The 17127-nt window shown below is 30.2% G+C and carries 15 protein-coding genes; 2 read left to right on the top strand and 13 right to left on the bottom strand.

What is annotated here, in order from left to right:
• Window positions 1–12: 12 nt before the first annotated feature.
• A complete protein-coding gene (locus tag EDB96_RS06280; RefSeq protein ID WP_057116880.1) occupies window positions 13–1116 on the bottom strand; it encodes a hypothetical protein in 1104 nt (367 codons plus the stop codon).
• Window positions 1117–1423: 307 nt separating this feature from the next.
• Between EDB96_RS06280 and EDB96_RS06275 the strand changes: the two genes are divergently transcribed.
• A complete protein-coding gene (locus tag EDB96_RS06275) occupies window positions 1424–1894 on the top strand; it encodes a hypothetical protein (protein ID WP_243839312.1) in 471 nt (156 codons plus the stop codon).
• Between the two features lie 78 nt (window positions 1895–1972).
• On the opposite strand, the gene EDB96_RS06270 is transcribed toward EDB96_RS06275, so the two are convergent.
• Window positions 1973–3163, bottom strand: a complete 1191-nt coding sequence (locus EDB96_RS06270; protein ID WP_134139760.1) for a DUF5009 domain-containing protein — start codon at window positions 3161–3163, stop codon at window positions 1973–1975.
• 110 nt (window positions 3164–3273) lie between these two features.
• Between EDB96_RS06270 and EDB96_RS06265 the strand changes: the two genes are divergently transcribed.
• A complete protein-coding gene (locus EDB96_RS06265) occupies window positions 3274–4011 on the top strand; it encodes a tyrosine-protein phosphatase (protein WP_134139759.1) in 738 nt (245 codons plus the stop codon).
• A 13-nt stretch (window positions 4012–4024) separates the two neighbouring features.
• Here EDB96_RS06265 and EDB96_RS06260 read toward each other — a convergent pair whose 3' ends face one another.
• The 11 genes from EDB96_RS06260 to EDB96_RS06210 all read right to left on the bottom strand — a co-directional run bounded on the left by EDB96_RS06260 (window position 4025) and on the right by EDB96_RS06210 (window position 17126).
• Window positions 4025–5440, bottom strand: a complete 1416-nt coding sequence (locus EDB96_RS06260; protein WP_057116884.1) for an undecaprenyl-phosphate glucose phosphotransferase — start codon at window positions 5438–5440, stop codon at window positions 4025–4027.
• A 189-nt stretch (window positions 5441–5629) separates the two neighbouring features.
• Window positions 5630–8014, bottom strand: coding sequence for a GumC family protein (locus EDB96_RS06255; RefSeq protein WP_134139757.1), 2385 nt, complete (start codon window positions 8012–8014; stop codon window positions 5630–5632).
• Between the two features lie 6 nt (window positions 8015–8020).
• The gene (locus EDB96_RS06250) at window positions 8021–8812 is read right to left on the bottom strand and encodes a polysaccharide biosynthesis/export family protein (protein ID WP_134139755.1); all 792 of its coding nucleotides are present in this window, start codon (window positions 8810–8812) and stop codon (window positions 8021–8023) included.
• Window positions 8813–8898: 86 nt separating this feature from the next.
• Window positions 8899–10317, bottom strand: coding sequence for an undecaprenyl-phosphate glucose phosphotransferase (locus EDB96_RS06245; RefSeq protein ID WP_134139753.1), 1419 nt, complete (start codon window positions 10315–10317; stop codon window positions 8899–8901).
• Between the two features lie 93 nt (window positions 10318–10410).
• The gene (locus tag EDB96_RS06240) at window positions 10411–11160 is read right to left on the bottom strand and encodes a WecB/TagA/CpsF family glycosyltransferase (RefSeq protein WP_057116888.1); all 750 of its coding nucleotides are present in this window, start codon (window positions 11158–11160) and stop codon (window positions 10411–10413) included.
• Between the two features lie 161 nt (window positions 11161–11321).
• The gene (locus EDB96_RS21245) at window positions 11322–11840 is read right to left on the bottom strand and encodes an acyltransferase (protein ID WP_057116889.1); all 519 of its coding nucleotides are present in this window, start codon (window positions 11838–11840) and stop codon (window positions 11322–11324) included.
• A 2-nt stretch (window positions 11841–11842) separates the two neighbouring features.
• Entirely contained in the window at window positions 11843–12793 is a 951-nt protein-coding gene (locus EDB96_RS06230; protein ID WP_057116890.1) for a glycosyltransferase family 4 protein, read from the bottom strand.
• A complete protein-coding gene (locus EDB96_RS06225; protein ID WP_134139751.1) occupies window positions 12790–13623 on the bottom strand; it encodes a hypothetical protein in 834 nt (277 codons plus the stop codon). Before EDB96_RS06225 ends, EDB96_RS06230 begins: the two co-directional genes overlap by 4 nt.
• A gap of 434 nt (window positions 13624–14057) precedes the next feature.
• The gene (locus EDB96_RS06220) at window positions 14058–15074 is read right to left on the bottom strand and encodes a glycosyltransferase family 2 protein (protein WP_134139750.1); all 1017 of its coding nucleotides are present in this window, start codon (window positions 15072–15074) and stop codon (window positions 14058–14060) included.
• 19 nt (window positions 15075–15093) lie between these two features.
• Window positions 15094–15873 carry a phosphorylcholine transferase LicD gene (locus EDB96_RS06215; RefSeq protein WP_057116893.1) on the bottom strand — a complete coding sequence of 260 codons (780 nt, stop codon included), beginning with the start codon at window positions 15871–15873 and terminating at the stop codon, window positions 15094–15096.
• Window positions 15874–15875: 2 nt separating this feature from the next.
• Entirely contained in the window at window positions 15876–17126 is a 1251-nt protein-coding gene (locus tag EDB96_RS06210) for an oligosaccharide flippase family protein (protein ID WP_134139749.1), read from the bottom strand.
• Between the last annotated feature and the right edge of the window lies 1 nt (window position 17127).

Below are 17127 nucleotides of genomic sequence, written 5' to 3'. Positions count from 1 at the left end.
TTGGGTCGAAAGTTAGAAATTTTCTGATAACCCCAAACGCAATGACCAATCGTTTTTACTAATTCCGTAATCCAGCGCGAGATTGCTGCCGTTTCGTTTGTTCCATTTGATCCGAATTCCTGTTCCCACAGCTGGATTCCATTTTTTAAAATCGTAAGTATCCAACTTAGAAACCGAGGAAATATTGGTAAAAAATACGGCACCAAAAAATCCATTTCGGCTAATATCCGTTCTATATTCGGTTTCAAAATAAATCAAGGCATTACTTCTATATCTGTTTTTGGTAAAACCGCGCCCTGTTTTTCCGTCGCGGTCCCAGCCAATACTTGGAAGATCTAAATAATGTGGTTTTCCGCCAAAGGTTGACCAATAAAAAGCTCTCGATGCCCAGACTCTGTGTTTGGTTGTACTAAATGAATGATATTTTCGAGCATCAATATACAATGACTGCCATTTATCTCCTTCCACTCCGCTGGTGTTAATTCGCAAATCGGCTTCTACATACAATCCTTGTTCTGGATTTATAATATTTTTTCGAGAATCGTATAAACCTTGAACAGCAAAACCAAAAGAACTTTCATCAGAATAATTGCCATTCATATATTTAAAATAATCTGTTTCTTCATCTATATAAGATTCTTCAGAAATATTCTGGTAATTATCAAAAAGAAAACCGACTCCCAAACGATAATTACCAATAATTTTTCTGGTTATGAACTGATAAAAACGCCACTGCTGATAATCGAGAGTTGACATTTCTTTTTTTGACTCATGTTCGCCCAATCCATAAGTAAGCTGCGGATAAATCATATACCGATAATCTCCAATAAAATTCCACTTATCTTCACTGGTATAAACATAAGTCTGAATAGGAAAAACATATTGTTTCGTAAAACTGAAATAAGGGGAAAATGTAACCTGAGACATTTTAGTTTTTTGATGATCTTCGCCTAAATAAAATGTAGTTAAAAAAGAAACCACTAAACCTGTACTGGAATTTACATCTACAGGAACTGGCAGCAAAGAGAATGCTAATTTTTTTTGATTGTCTTTTTTGATTGTATCATTTTTATCAAAAATTCTATGAATAACATCTAGAATGTCCCGATTCCCCATGCTTATACTGTCGTTTTGCGCACTACAAAACGAGACGATCAAGAAAAAAGAGAGTGCTGATACAATTCTTAAACTATTCACTTACAATATTTTAAAAACCACTTCTTACAAATTTAAAACTTTATTAAGAATTATAGTCAAATTTTTAAGTGAATAAAAAAGAATTTTAAAATGAATAGAAAAAGTTACATTTGAATATCTAAACATTTGATTTTAAACTCCGATGCGTTATCTATTTGTGTACTTTTTACTTTTTTCCCTTTTTTGTTTTTCTCAAAATGATCAACAAAAGCAAGATCTTGTAAAGTTGAATAAATGGTTTATCGCCGGTCCTGTTAAAGAAAACGAAAAAACTATAAATTCCATCCGTTTAGAAAAAGGAATCGTTTCGGTTACTGCGAAAGATAATCCAAAAGGCGAAATAGAACTGAATGTAATGATCACAGCATCTGAAACAAATGACGGAATTTCTACAAATCTTTCCAGCGAATCAAAGTATGTTGAAATTACGTATCAATCTACTCAGATTATAAAATTACAAGCCAGAGAAGGAAATCCTGAAGGAACTGGCTGTGTGCACGGTGGTTCTCACCCAAGAGTTAGTCTGCCTGCATCTCCAAACCACTTTAGAACGATAAAAATTCCGTGGTTAAATTTCAAACAAGACGAACTTCCTGATGGAAAAGTTTTAGATATTCACAATTTATGCAAATTCAACTTCGTAAATTATAGTCCAGTTTCTGGAGATGTATTACGGATAAAATCGGTCTTTTTTTAGTTTTCAGTCACAGTGACAGTTTTCAGTTTTTAACACTGAATACTGAGACTGGAAACTGAGACTGAGACTGAATACTAACTAAAGATGCAGCTGAATTTTGTATTTGTTCAAGATTTTCATCACGAAAAGCATAATCGTAGAAAATACCAAAGACCAAATAATCCCAGGAACTCCCTCTCTAAAATATCCCGGAATAATATGAATATTGAATGCTTTACAGAAATAATAAATAACGCCCGGCAAAATATAAATCAATAACGGATTTGCAGCGGCTGGCATAAAAAAGTCACTCCATTTTGTCTGCTTCTTAACTTCCATTAACCAATATAGAAAGTAAAATAAGATTGTGCAAATTCCTGCTGACAGCATTGTCCATGAAGGAGTTCCTTGTATTTTTGAGATCCCGAAATAAGGTCGGAGAGCAAATCCAGTGGCAAAGAACAAAACTATAAAACCAATAACCGGCCAATTGATTTTGTTTTCGATTTTTCGATCAAAAAACAATAACGAAATAATTATTCCTGCAGAGGCTAAAGCAGCATGTGTTAGATGTCCAGCGATGAAACTAAGCCAAGAAATTTTTTGAACAAATGAATTTTCGATAAGATTTAAAGAATTCATAACCACGCAAAAAACTAAAAATCCGATCATTGCCCAAAGATTTCCAGATACTAGCCAATAATAAACTACTGTAAAAAGATATGCCCAGCCTATAAGTCCTAAAATTCCCCACCACTTTGGAGTCATTCCTCTTTCTCCAGTGTCTTGAATGTACAGAAAGTAAAGTGCAATTAAAACCAAAATTCCACCGTATTGAAGTACATTTTTCAGCCAAACAGGAAAATCTTTTGGATATTTATTCCAAATCGGAATTGGCATTGCATACGCTAAAAGACCCCAAAAAGCTGGAGCAATTATCATTTTAGAAGCGTCATAACCATATTCGGCATTCACCATAAAAACACCAATAATTATAAGTGCTAAAGCTCGTTTGAAAGTATGAGTCCAAATTGTTTTTGCAGTATCTCCTTTTATTAGTCTGGCATTAAAAGCAAACGGAATTGACATTCCGACAATAAATAAAAAAGCAGGAAAAACTAAATCTACAAAAGTCATTGCATCTGCATCTGCAGGCATGTGTTTCATCCATTGAGGAACATTTTGAATACTTGCCAGTTCATTTACAAAAATCATTACAAAAATTGTAATTCCACGCAAAGCATCTATAGAAATAATTCTCTGATTAAACAAATTCGTTTTTATTTTCATAATTTTTTACTTTTTTACTAAAAATCAAATATAGTATAATTCTAAAATGTCTTATTACAATTTCTATGTTAATTTTGTCACTTATAAATTGAGTTACATAGCTTTACCCCATGTTCACATTCTTTAAATCGAAACCTGCATTAAAAGACTTGCTTGACGGCAGTTTTGTTGACATTCATTCTCACCTTTTACCAGGAATTGATGATGGGGCAAAATCTCTTGTGAAATCTGTTGAGCTTACTAAGTCCTTTCAAGAATTAGGGATTAGCCAAATTATCACAACCCCGCATATCAGTCATTATGTTTGGAATAATTCTTCAGAAATTATACAAGCAAAGCTGCAGGAAACCCAAAATGCATTAGAAGAAAATAAGATTAATACACCTTTTAAGGCTGCTGCTGAATATTTTATGGACGATTGGTTTGAAAGGCACTTTAGAACTGAAAAGCTTTTAACTTTAAAAGATAATTACGTACTGGTAGAAATGTCATACATTAATGCTCCTGTACAGCTTTATAAGATACTTTTTGATTTACAGGTCGCAGGATATATCCCTGTTCTGGCTCATCCTGAGAGATATTTGTTTTATCATAAAAACTTCAATGAATATGATAAATTAAAAAAGGCGGGGTGTAAATTTCAGTTAAACTTACTTTCTGTTGTTGGGTATTATGGAAGTGAGATTAGCAAGACAGCCGAACAGCTTCTAAAAAAAGGAATGTATGATTTTGCAGGAACTGATGTACATCATAATAAGCATATCAGATCTTTTGAACAAAAAGTGAATGTTAGTAGTGTTTCTATTTTGAAAGAAGTAATTGCAAATAATTCTTTTTTTAAGATTTAATACTTTAGAGCTATCAATAAGCATTTTCTTCGCCTTGAACAATATTCATAATTGTTCTAATTATAATTTTAATATCTAATAACAAACTCCAGTTTTCTATATACCAAATATCGCATTCCACTCTATTTTCCATATCAGAGAGCTTTTTTGTTTCTCCTCGATAGCCATTTACTTGGGCCCAACCTGTAATTCCAGGTTTTGCATAATGGCGGACAGAGTAGTTATCTATTAGTTCCCCATATTCTTTAGCTAGATTGACCATATGAGGCCTTGGTCCAACAACAGACATATTTCCTAAAAGAACATTGAAAAATTGAGGCAGCTCATCAATGCTTGTTTTACGCATAAAGGCCCCAAATTTTGTTATACGTGAATCTCCTTTTCCTGCCTGTTTATCGTGTGCCAAATCATTTACGTACATGCTTCTAAATTTAAAACATGAAAATGATTTATTGTCACGACCAGAACGATCTTGTCTGAAAAATATTGGGCCTGGTGATTCTAATTTGATAATTAACATTAGTATTGGGAATAGCCAGGGAAAGATTAAAATTATAACGAGTATCGAGAAACAGAGGTCAAATATTTTTTTTAGGAGTCTGTTAAGTGTTAATTCTAAAGGTTCAGGACGCAGCATTAAAACAGGTGTGTTTTCGTAAAAAGCTACCTCAACCTTACTGGATTTTGTGTACAACTGGAAATCTGGAATAAATTTGATCCTTACCAAATTTTGCTCACATATTTTTGTCAGCTTATTTATTATTTCAATATTGTCTATATGCAGAGCCACATAAACTTCTTCTACTTTTTCTCTAATAATAAACTCTTCTACATCATCGAATCCCCCTGTAATAGGAATAGAATGATTTTCAATTTCATTTTTTTGATCAAAAAAACCTAAAAATTTGTAGCCATAGGTTAAATTTTTAGCTAATATCTTGCGCATCTTTTCCCCAGTTTCATTAGCCCCTACAATGATGATTTTTTTAAAATTATATCCCTTAGCTCTAATATATTTTAAGATCTTCATTAACACATAACGAGAGATCACGAGCAAAGCAAAGAAAAACAGGTAAAAGTACAATAGCCTGAGTCTGGAGATGTCTGTATATTTTAAAAGAACCACAAAAAAGACTATTAACGCAACATGCATAAAAATCTTTTTAATTGTTCTTCTTAAAATTGATTCGATATATTCTATCCTAATAATTCTATGAGAGTCTTTTTGCATTAGTAAAGCTATCCAGATTAGGTTCGCCAATAATGAAATCGTTTTTTCGTCTTTTAAAAAAAGCTTGTCTAAATCCCCAAATCTCGCCATAGCAGATAGATATATAGCAAAATTTAACAATAAAAGATCCCAGCACACAAATAAGAATTTGGAGTAACGCGAAAAACGATAACGTGATAAGTTTTGCAAAAAATTCATCTTCGGCTTATTTCTCTAGATAAGATTTGTTTTTTAGTCTGGATGACGAAAATAGTATTTTAATTATTCTTATATACTATTTTTAAATCAATTCTTGTGAAACTTTAGATTAAGGACATATTATATAATGGCTTGGTCATAAAAAAAAACGGCTCAATATATTTGAGCCGTTTTTTTCCTTTTATAAATTTAGCCGATAAGTTTCTTGAACCATCCTGCTTTCGAACTTTTTTCAACATATCCATAACCGTATTTTTGTTGCGGATTTGTATCATTAAGAACAATACACATATTTGGAAGTTTTTTGTCTCTAAAAAATCCGTTTGCAATTGATATCATTCTTTTTTCTAAAAATCTGGCTCGCATAATATACACAAAAGTATCAGCGTTTTTCGCAACCAGTAAAGTGTCTGTTACAAGACTGGATGGAGCAGTGTCAACAATAATATAATCGTATTCTTTTTTTAGTTTTTCGAATAATTGATCTACTTTTTTATTATCCATTAATAATTCAGCTGGATTTGGAGGAACTACACCTGCCGGCAATATATAAAAATTTTCATACCCAGTATGTTTTACAATATATTGGTCAACATTATGATCATTTGATGATAAATAATTTGTTACCCCTTCGGCAGGAAGATCCATATATTCATTGAGACGTGGACTTCTAATATCCATTCCCATAAGTAAAACTCTTTTTTCCAGTAATGCAAAACTTGCTGCTAAATTCGTTGAAACAAATGTTTTTCCCTCAGAAGCAAAGGTTGAAGTTACAAATATCGTTTTAGCCTTACCTTCTTCTACCTTGTTCAACATAAATCCAAGATTGGTTCTGACAATCCGAAGAGCTTCTGCAGAGCTGCTTCTGCTATTGGATTTAATTAATTCAGAAATATCATTGCAAGAAGGTATTTCGCCAATAAATGGAATTTGTGTTTTTCCTTCCAAATCATTGCTGTTTTTGATTTTGGTATCTAATAAGTCATTCGCATAAATAATCACAAATGGAACTAGCAACCCTAATAAGACTACCGCTAAATAGATAATTTTTTTCTTCGGGTTAACTGGTGTCTGTTCCGCTTTTGCGCTATCAATTACTCTTGCATTAGGCTCTGTTGCAGCAAGTGAAATTGCTGTTTCCTCTCTTTTTTGAAGTAAGTATAAATATAATTCTTCCTTTACTTTCTGCTGCCTTGCTATCCCTCTTAATTGACGTTCCTGAACTGGAATTTTAGCAATTTTATTGTTTAAAATTCCTTCTTGATTTCTGATGTTTTTATTTTGAATCTCGAGATTGGACTGGATTCGATTTAAACTAGCCGTAACACTTGATTTCAAAGAATTAATTTGCTGGTCTAATTTAATTACAGACGGGTTGTCAGTTGTTGCCGATTTTAAAATCCTGTTTCTGTCTAATACCAGTTGATTGTAGGCGCTAATTAAACCTCCTGCATCTCCTTTATCAGTAATAATATTCGAAGGAAGTAAGTCTGAATTAGTACTGTTTTTCATAAAACCTAACAATGAAGAAATAACATTTAGTTGAATTTCAGTTTCTACTCCCTTTTTATCATATTCATTTGATCCTTCGATAAATAGCTTAGCTTCAGAATTTATATCTGTTAATCTATTCGTTTTTTTAAATCCTTCTACGTTTTGTTCTACACCATCAAGTTCTTTTGTTATCAAAGAAAGTCTGTTTGAAATAAACTGAGAGGTGTTTTCAGATATTAGATTTTTATCCTCAGCAGCATCTTCATTATAAATCTGAATCAAATTATCTAAAAATGCTTCTGCCCTATTTGCCACCGGATCTGTAATTGAAACCTCTACAATACTACTTGTTTTACTTATAGGATCAATTTTGAGTCTTTTTTTAAAATCTTCTGCAACCTCATCGAACGGTTTGATTTGAATGGAAATAGATTCAAATTTATCAGTTTTGTTGTTGTCAGACAATTGTGCTTTATCAATAATTAAAGTACCAATCTTTGTTGGTATTTTTTCTCCGTATTTAAACTCTTTTTTAGATGCTAAAATAAAATTGACATTTGCTTCATTTTCTATTTCATTCTTCAATGAAAAAGTTCCAGAACTTAACAAATTACATTTTAGTATAATTTTAGTGTCATCAAATAATTCTGTTCTATTTATAAAATTGACTCGTATTGGCGCATCTTGATAGATATCTTGGTCTACTATATTTCTTTCAGCAAATAATGAAATATTAAGATTTAATTTTTTAATTGTCTTTTCTATTAGGCTTCTTGATTTTAAAATTTCAATTTCATTATCTACATTACTTTTCATGCTTCCACCAAGGCCGATATCTGAAAAGGCTGATAATTCTGAAAGTATGCCTCCTTTTTTCTCATCTTTAACCAATACGGTTGTGTGCGCTTCATATGTTCTTGTTGCATAACATAAATATGTAAAAGCTCCAACTAAACCAATAATAATGCTAAATAAAAACCAATGCCAATGAACTAAGTATTTGTCCAACTGTTCTCTAAAGTTGTCATCTTCAATTTCATCATCGATAAAATCGTTGTAATAATCTCTTTTTTGCATTTGTTTTTATTTAAAAATTAAAACTGCTAGGGAAACTAAAATAGAAACAGCGGATATAATTACAGAAGTATTGGGGCCAACTGCAGATGAATTGACTTTTGTTCTATTTGGTTCAACATAAACAATATCGTTTTGAGCCAAATAATAAAGAGGCGAATTCATAAAGTCAGCTTTTGTTATATCGACTCTATTGTATGTCTTTACACCATTTCTTTCTCTAATAACAAGAATATTATTCCTTTTACCATAAATTGTTAAATCTTTTGCCATGCTTAAAGCTTCTATTAATGTAATTCTTTCGGAAGCTACATTATAAGTTCCCGGCAAATTAACTTCACCCTGCAGCGAAACCTTAAAATTTGTTATACGAAGATTTATAATTGGTTTCTTAATATAATTACCAATCTTATTTTGCAATAATTGAAGGGCTTCTGTACGTGTAAGTCCTCCTATTTTAATACTTCCGACGATTGGAAATTCAATATTGCCTTTAGAATCCACCAAATAAGTCTGAACTGTTTCTTGGCCTCGGGTCACATCAAGTTTGTTATTATTAGAAATACTGTACGTTTTTAAATTAAAAGGTAAAGCTGCTTCAGGATCATCAGCAGAGACGATAATCATAAGTAAATCGTCTGGCTGAATTTTAACTTCATATGAGTTTTCATTTTGCTTTGTTTCCAATGAATCAATATTTTGATAATATATTAGATCTTTTTTTGAAGCACAGGAAAAAAGAATAAGTATGATTGACAAGAAACTGATGTTTCTCATCAAAAAATTAATTTTAGATTTCATTAAACTTGATTTTAAAAAAATTATAGGACAGGAATAGTCTAAATTATTCTGCTAGGATTATATTTTGAATCTATAGAAGTACTAAATCAGTACGCATTTTTTTCTCCATGAAATACATTGAGAACTGTTTTTATGATGATTTTTATATCTAAGAGCAAGCTCCAATTTTCTATGTACCAAATATCAAACTCTACTCTGTTTTCCATTTCGACCAGTTCTTTTGTTTCACCACGATAACCATTTACCTGTGCCCATCCTGTAATTCCAGGTTTTGTATAGTGACGAACCAAATAATTGTTAATTAATTCCTTATACGCTTGGGTGTGATATAACATGTGTGGTCTTGGCCCGACAACTGACATATTACCAAATAGAACATTAAAAAATTGTGGCAATTCATCAATACTTGTCTTTCTCATAAAAGCACCAAATCTTGTAACACGTTTGTCCCCTTTCTCGGCTTGTTTTTTATGGGAACCTTCATTTACACGCATGCTTCTAAACTTTAAACATGAAAATGGTTTATTATCTCTTCCTGATCTTTCTTGTTTAAAAAAAACTGGTCCTGGAGATTCGATTTTTATAATTAACATCAAAATAGGAAACAGCCAAGGAAATAACAGAGCTATTACTAGAAAGGAAAAACACATATCAAAAATCTTTTTTATGATTCGATTTAATGAATTTTCCAAAGGTTCTCTTCTTGACATTAAAACAGGTGTGTTTTCATAAAAAGAGATTTCAACTCGACTAGATTTAGTGTACAATTGAAAGTCTGGAATAAATTTAATTCGTACCATATGCTGTTCGCATATTTGAATTAATTTATTAATTATGTCAATATCATTAATATGAAGTGTGATGTACATTTCATCAACCTGATGCTTACTAATAAAGTTTTGAACATCTTCAAATCCTCCGATAATGTTTTTAGAAATTGAACCAGAAATATTTTCCTTTTCATCAAAAAAACCCAGAAACCTATAACCGTAAGTTAAATTTTTAGCCAGTATTTTGCGAATGCGATTTCCAGTTTCATTGGCTCCTACAATGATAACGTTTCTGAAATTATAGCCTTTCATTCTGATATATTTTAAAACTTTCATCGAAAAAATTCTGGAAAGCATTAAAAATGAAAAGAAAAAAATATAAAAATAAAGCAGTTGAAATCTCGAAATATCGGAGTAATCTAAAAAGACAACAAAAATGGCAACAATTGATCCATGAACAATAACTTTTTTTATTGTTCTTGATAATATAGATTCAATCGTTTCGACTCTGATAATTCTATAGGAATCTTTATATAATAAAAGCCCAAGCCAAATTAAATTTTCTAATAACGATATTGTTTGTACTTCCTTTAAAAAAAGCCTATCCAGACTTTCAAATTTTATTAATCCTGAAATAATTACTGCGGTATTAAGCAATATCACATCCCACAATATGAACAGTATTTGGAAATATCTTGAAAAACTATAGTTAGATAGTTTTTGTAAAATTTTCATAACTAATTATTTTTTTATATATCACTATTGAATGCAAAATAGAAATAACACAATTAAGCAATTGACTTTAAATAAATATGTATATTAATTTTATTAAAAAGGATTACTATAAAATCCCAATTTTTGCTTCAACAAATGATAAAAAAAAACAGGGTCTTCTATAAAATATCTTTTCCATAATCTTTTAGGTTCTTTAGAGAATCTATAAAGCCATTCCAAATAAAATTTTTGAAAAAAGATTGGAGCTCTTTTTATATTTCCTGCTTCAAAATCTATAGTGGCACCTAAAGCCATAAATAAATCAATACTGGGCATTTCATCCTTGTACTTAATGATCCATTTCTCTTGTTTTGGAGCTCCAACTCCAACAACCAAAACATTACAATTTGAATCATTAATCATTTTGATAATTCCCTGACATTCCAAATCATTTTTTTCAAAACCAAATGTTGGAGAATGACACCCTAAAATAATCTCTCTGCCAACTTTTTTGTTAATGTTTAGCATAGCTTGATCAGCAACGCCTGAAGCGGCACCTAATAGAAATATTTTTACGTCAGGATTGTTTTTATGAAAAGTACAATATGAACTAAAAAATGAAGACCCCGGAATAGCTTCTTTAATTGGTCTCCCTAAAAACCTCGATACTAGCAATAGTATTTTGCTATCGCAAATGACCCAATCACTTTTTTGATAAGCATTGTAAAAACTTTTATCCTTTTGCAATTTTACCATATGGTCTAAATTTGGAGTAACTAACACCCCTTTGTTAAGTTTTTTTAATAGTTCTGCTTTTGACAGAGATTGAATGTTTATATTTAATATCTTTATTTTTGGAATCATGGTACAAAGTCTTTCTTAAAATGAGTATTCTCTTAATCAATATTGCTTTATGATCTTAGTTTTCTATTTTTATAAATAAATCCAAAAAAAAATGAAGCATAAAACCATCTTAAAGAAAAAGTAAAGTGAGTTTGCTTAAATTAATAGGAAAAAAAACTGGTTTATTTTCGGTTTTTAATTACTTCTGCAGGAACACCAACTGCGATTGAAAAAGGAGGAATGTTTTTAGTTACTATTGCTCCGGCACCCACAATAGAACCTGTACCTATAATACAACCGGGCATTATAATAACATTTCTACCAATCCATACATCATCCTCAATCGTTACAGGTTCATTTGATGTCATTCCCTGAAGCATAATTGGTATATCAAACCTTTCATGAACATGAGCATTTGATAATATAGATACATTTGGCGCGATTAAAACAAAGTTTCCAATTTTTGCTGCTTGTATAAATACTCCTTCGTTAATATGTGTATGATGACCAATTGAAATTTTATCTTTTCCGGTTGAAATATAAACTCTCTCTTCAAAAATGCATTCTTCACAAGAATCGATTATTTTAAGAATATTTTTTAAGTACCATACTCTTATTTTATTACTCACTTTTAAATACCTAGAATTAGGCAATTTAAAAATGAACATATAATAAATCGCTATCGTAATTTTATTATACATTATTACTCTTTATATGCTTGGTACAACCTATTAAAGATTGAATTATTATCATAGATACCTTTCTTTATAAACTTTTTTCTTAAATCAGAAACGTCAGATCCTAAAGACTTTATAACAGCTTCTGCAAGTTCTCTTGGAGCATACGTTTTGGTTACAAAACAGCCCGGTAAACCTTCAATAACATTAGAAACATCACCAACATTTACTGAGACCACTGGTAAGTTGCATGATAATGCTTCTTTTATGATTTGAGGGGATCCTTCACTAAAGGATGTCATAACCAAACAATCACTGGAACACAACGTGTTTACCACTTCGATCCGTTCTAGATTATGAACAATTTTCATATCCACATTATATGATGGAGCTATTTTTTTAATTTCTTCGAAAACTTCTTTAAAAAGCGAAAAATTTTTAACGGGTCTGGCAGAGTCTCCTGGAAAAACTAAAACTTTATTTATTTTTTTTGCGATGATAAGATCTTCATTTTGCTTAAAATAATCTATATCAACACCACAAGGAAGAATTTCAAAAGGAATTTTTAATTCTGAAAGTATCTCAGCCATTTCTTCATTTAAAATAAATGCCTTATCAACTTTTTTTAATATTCGCCGTGTAAAAAACAGTTGCAGAAATTTTCCTTGTCTAGGAAGAATATCTCCTCCATGCAGCGTAACAAATATCTTGCATTTAGGTCTAAAAAGCAGTAAAAACAAACCCGCTAAACCATAGTGTATATGAATTATTTCAGGTTTAAATTTAGATATAGTCTTCCTTATTTTAAATAATGCTTTTATGTATTCTATTTTTCCATTTTCTAATGCATTTATAAAATATAAAAGTCCTGTAATATCATTTTTTTTCATTAAACCTTCCATTTGTTCCCGCACATGAATACCATAATAAATATGACTTTTGGTAGGAAACATATTTGTAACAAAAAGTATTTTCATATTTTTTTTGCATTATTATTTTCAAGTAATGTACCGTACAACAACCCTCCGATAGCACTAATCAACGAGAATACATAGGATGAATAAATTACATTTTCAAACGCCAAACGAAGCAGTAAAAAAACAACAAACGATGTTAGAATATCAAAATCACTATTAATCGCAGTTTTAAACATCTTAAACAAGAAAAAGAGGAAACACAATAAACCGACTAGACCAAAATCAAGGAAAATTGCAATAAAATCATTATGTGGGGCAAAAGTTGCAAATTGAAAAAAAGACTCAGCACCCGAACCAAACAAAAAATTTAAAATATTTTGGTGAAAAATGTTGTACAAATAAAAAGTATAAGAAAAAATTCTCCACGTAAATGAACCACTGTTTTCGGAATCATTTAGCTCTAGATTTTGATGAATAGATTCCTGATAAAACTCTCTTAAAGATATCTCTCTTCCAAAATAATTAAGTGAACCAAATATTTTTTGATGTAAATCTGGAGAAAATGAATTTGTAATATAATATGAACTGATGCCCGTAATTATTAAAAGAATAGATAAGTATCTAATATTTTTTAATCTGTAATATTTTGAAGGAATAAATGCAGTGAGCTGTGTAACAAATGCACCTGTTGAAAGTGTTAAATACGAGCCTATAATTAAACTGAAAGGTGAACTTTCTATATTACCCCCTTTTTTATTTTTCTCTTTGTAATGAATTAAATAGAAAATAGAAATAAAGACAAGGTAAGTCCCTAAAAGATTTACATGTTCAAAATTATAAAATTCTCTTCTTGAATATCTTCCAGTCAATACTGAAATTGTGAAACTCATTAAAAAACATATAAAACCAACTCTCCATATTAATTTAGCTTTTTTAGAAATTGTATGCAAATTCGACTTATATCCTATAAACAAAAAAACGCAAAAAAGAATAATAGCAACAAAAATCTTGAAAGATTGTGCATTTCCTGATATAAAAATATAAACCAAAAAATAAAACAAAACAAAATTCAATTTGCGCTTAATAATAAAACTCAAAAAATTTCTATCCATTACAACAGGGATTATAATGCATAACTGTAAAACACTATTAAGTTCGCGAAACGGACTAAAAAAATCGAGTATTATTTTAGTAGCAAAAAAAAACGGTAAAACATTAGATTTAGTTATCATTACTATATTACAAATTCAAAGAACCTAGCTTATTTTTAAAATTTAATATGTTTTGAGTTATAAAAATTATACTTTCTTAATATTATAAAACTTTAAAAAATTTTCTTAATTAATTTTATATTTATTATTGAAGGAGTTTTTGTGGCTAAAAAAAAGAGAATTCCAATTTTATTGTAAATACTGCTCCTTTTAAATGATTTTATTGAAACATATGATATTTTGAAATCTTTCCAAAGCAACAAATCACTATAGCCCTCTACGGATATCAAATCATGCTTTTTAATCTTTAAAAAGAAATTACATAAATATAGATCAGTCTTCTTAAGCATCTTAAAATTACATTTCTCACACTGCCCCTGAATTAAATCTAATGCTTCATTATCTATCTCTGCACCATAATTATTCAGAATAGAAATAGTCATTTTTCTAATTCTTTCTTGTTGCTGTTTGCTGTTTGTATTAGTAATACTTTCTGAATTAAGACGATAATACAATAAGGGTTCTGGAATTGTATAACAAACGATATTATTTTCAAATAATCTATTCCATAATTCAAAGTCCTCAAGATGTACAGCATTAGGCTGATCACTATATTTAAAACGTTTTATCACAGAAGTCTTTATCATAACGGCAGGGTGCACAATCATAGTTTGAAAAATAGAAACATACTTTAGCGCTTCATAATTAAGGCTAATATTTGTTCTGTTTTTTCTACTTTTATTTCCATCTTCATTTAACAAAAGACATTGACTATTAACCATATCAATCTTATCTTCAAGAAGAAATTGATCTAATTGTTTTTCAAGTCGGTCTTGCATTGCGATATCATCTGCATCCATTCTGGCAATATACTTGCCTTTAGCCAATTCAATCCCATAGTTCAAAGTTTTGATAAGTTTCAGATTTTTTTGATTTTTCACATAACGAATTCGGTTATCTTTAAATGAAGAAATTATATTTTCTGTCTCATCAGTACTTCCGTCATTTATAATTATAAACTCAAAATTTCTAAACGATTGATTTAAAATACTTATAATAGCCTCTTTAATATATTTTTCGCCATTATACACTGGCATTAAAACCGTTATTACAGGACTTTGAGTATTCATTTGATTTATTTTTGAACTCTTAATTAAATAACTCTATTTTGGAAGAATGGATAAATCTCTTTTCTTTTGGCGGTATTACCATAAAATTGCCATATTCATCCGTGAGATATTGATCAATATTATTGGGTGCATTAAATTCATAATGCTCAAATTTAACTTTGCAGACAGGAAAACAAGTGGTAATTTTATGAGGGGCAAAAAAACCTATACCATAAGCATGTGAGTATCTATTTTCAACCATTTTTCCTACTAATCGTAAGACTGGAAGAATCAATAAAGAAATGTGATAAAAAAAGGAAGATACTCCACTCCATAAAATACCTTTTTTAAATTCAAATCTAAATTTGCTATAAAACGAATCAAAAAGAAGCTTACTTTTTTTTGGTAAACAAATAGACTCAAATGGAAAAACATCTATAAATAATCCATTATATTTATAATTTCTGTGTGAACAATGATCTTCCATAATCAAAGAATTTAAATCTCGTATTTTTGCATAAAAATAAGGATGCCCCTGATCTGTTTTTTGTGTTTGCAGTTTTAAAAAATCCGGTAATTCATTTTCTAAACAATCAAGCAATCTTTGATAATCGTCTCTTTTCACACCTACATCAAAATCATCATCCCACGGAATAAACCCTCCATGTCTGCGTGCTCCCAGTAACGTGCCTGACATTAGCCAATAAGTAATATTGTTTCTCTGACAAATTCTGTCAAATTCAACTGCAATCTCTAGCATGCGCATTTGCGCCCTTCTTAATGTAGAACCTTCCGGGTTATAGGAACTTAAATCTTCCATTTTTAATTTTCAAAAATTAATCGTCTAACTCCATTTGCTCTTAACCCTAAGACAAACAACTCAGTCAAAACAACCAAACTTGCAACAGAATAAACAGTAATTGAATTAATAAATAATAACAGTACTAACATTGCAACGTGAAAAAAAGAGGCAATAATTACAGTACGATTAGTATATCTGGCATGCCCAAAAGCTCCCAATAAAGGATAACCTAAAAGAATTGAAGGAACCGAAATAAGACACACCCCAAAAAGAATTTTTAAAACATTTACACTTTCTATTGCAACATTCTTATAAACCAGTTGCATGATAAAATCAGAATTGTAAATACAAACAGGCAGCACAATACAATTAATTACTAATACAGTAATAAAAATCTTTTTAAACACTACTATATCCCTATTTTTAATCATATACGGATACAAAGCATTATTTAGAGGGCCAAACATACTTTGTAGCGCCAGATATAATTTTTCTGCTGCAGCGTAATAACCAACCGCAACATTCCCCAGCACCAATCCCAATACGAATGTATTGCTTACAGTATATATTGAAACTGAAATTCTTGAAACGAAAAAATCTGAACTATCTTTAAGACATTTTTTTATTGCAGATAATGAAACTTTTGCTAAACACAAATTCACTTCGAAACGAGTTTTAGCTGTATAGAGCGCTATAACTCCTGAGGCCACAGATCCTAATCCATAAAAAAATGGTACTAATAAATAATCTGCATCGGATTTTACAAGAAAAAAAATCGGGATAATCGCCAGTGTTCGAGTTGCAATATTAATTTTGGTTATATATTTCATTTCCTCCATTCCTTGAAAAAACCAGGTTGGTAAAAGCACTGTCCCAAATACTGTTAAATAAGATAATAAGTACAACCATTTATTATGACTAAACTTGTCAAAAATAAAAAGCACTAAGAGTAAAATAATTAAACCTATAAAAAACAAAAACAATTGAGAGATTAATACATTTACAAAAAATGTATCACGTAATTCTTTATTACCTCTATTTGCAGAAATAAACTGAACTCCCGACAAATTAAATCCAAAGTCAGTTAAAATCACAAAATACTGTGCAAATGCTGAAGCAAAATTTATTAAACCAAAAGTATCTACTCCTAATGTTCTAAATAAAAAAGGAATAGTTAGTAATGGAAATATATAATTAGCTCCTTGAAGTATTACTAAAGAAAAAAAATTAGATATTAAAGAAGAACTTAAATTTATCTTTTTAAAAAACATG

The organism is Flavobacterium sp. S87F.05.LMB.W.Kidney.N (assembly GCF_004366435.1).
GTDB lineage: Bacteria > Bacteroidota > Bacteroidia > Flavobacteriales > Flavobacteriaceae > Flavobacterium.
The sequence above is the reverse complement of the archived record's forward strand: the minus strand, read 5'-3'. Positions and strand labels throughout refer to the sequence as shown.